At 66.5% G+C, this 627-nt stretch carries 1 protein-coding gene; it reads right to left on the bottom strand.

Annotated elements, in window-relative coordinates; genetic code table 11:
* The coding region (locus DK254_RS05710) for an AMP-binding protein (protein WP_146219569.1) at positions 1–627 on the bottom strand (627 nt) is incomplete at both ends.

A 627-nucleotide genomic window follows, 5' to 3' on the forward strand; every position in this document is an offset into this window, starting at 1 on the left:
GCTGAGCTGTTCCGAACCGCGATAGCCGTCAGCGACGCCGACCCCGCCGATCCATAACTCGCCGGAGACCCAGTCCGGACAGTCGCGGCCCAGGCTGTCGACCACGCGGAAGCACTGGTTGGCCAGGGGCGTGCCGTAGGGGATCGAGGTCCAGTGTTCAGGCAAGGGCAGCGTCACGGGTTGCCAGTTCGACCAGATGGCGGCTTCGGTGGCGCCGCCCATGGCAATCAGTCGGCAGCCGCCGGCAGTGGCGGTGTGCAGGCGGGCCGGCAGGTCGAGGCCGATCCAGTCGCCGGACAGGTAGGCCAGGCGCAAGGGCAGGGTGCGCCCATCGCTTTCGGCCACTGTCAGCAGCATGTCCAGCAACAATGGCACCGAGTTCCACAAGGTCACTTGGTGTTGCTGGATCAGCCTGAGCCAGGCAGTGGCATCGCGGCGTTGCTGTTCATCCAGCAGTACCACAGAGCCACCTGCCGCCAACACGCCGAACAGGTCGTGGACCGACAGATCGAAATCCAGCGCCGAGACTGCCAGTACGCGGTCCTCGGGGCCGACGGCAAAGCGCTGGTTGAGGTCGTCCAGGGTATTGCAGGCGGCACGGTGGCTGACCTGCACGCCCTTGGGTTC

This window comes from Pseudomonas sp. RW407 (assembly GCF_003176655.1).
GTDB lineage: Bacteria > Pseudomonadota > Gammaproteobacteria > Pseudomonadales > Pseudomonadaceae > Pseudomonas > Pseudomonas delhiensis.